Origin of the sequence: Altererythrobacter lutimaris (assembly GCF_013371495.1) — a bacterium.
Taxonomy (GTDB): Bacteria; Pseudomonadota; Alphaproteobacteria; order Sphingomonadales; family Sphingomonadaceae; genus Erythrobacter; species Erythrobacter lutimaris_A.
In genome coordinates this window covers 1-479 of sequence record NZ_JABWTA010000017.1, presented here as the reverse complement: position 1 = coordinate 479, position 479 = coordinate 1, and the positions used below count along the sequence as shown (strand labels likewise).

Genomic DNA, 479 nt, shown 5'->3' with positions numbered 1-479 from the left:
CGCCTCGTCGATGATCAGGAACTTGTTCAAAAACGTGCGCCCGCGCATGAAGTTCATGCTCTTGATCTTGATCTTGCTGCGCACCAGCTCGTTGGTGGCGGCACGGCCCCATTCGCCAGCGCTGCTGTCGCCGCGGGCCAGCACTTCGAGGTTGTCGTCGAGCGCGCCCATCCAGGGTGACATCTTTTCCTCCTCCGTGCCAGGCAGGAAGCCGATGTCCTCGCCCACCGGCACCGTCACGCGGGTAACGATGATCTCGGTGTAGCGGCGCTCGTCGAGCACCTGGCTCAGGGCGGATGCCAGCGTCATCAGTGTCTTGCCGGTACCGGCTGAACCCGTGAGCGTCACGAAATCGCATTCCGGGTCCATCAGCAGGTTCAGGGCGAAGTTCTGCTCGCGGTTGCGCGCCGTGACACCCCATACGGAATGCTTCTGGTTCGCGTAGTCCTTGAGCGTGCGCAGCACGGCCGTCTTGCCGG

The 479-nt window shown here is 63.3% G+C and carries 1 protein-coding gene; it reads right to left on the bottom strand.

What is annotated here, in order from left to right; all coding sequences use genetic code 11:
- A partial coding sequence (locus HUO12_RS14345) for a PhoH family protein (RefSeq protein ID WP_176274496.1) occupies positions 1 to 479 on the bottom strand: 479 nt, incomplete at both ends.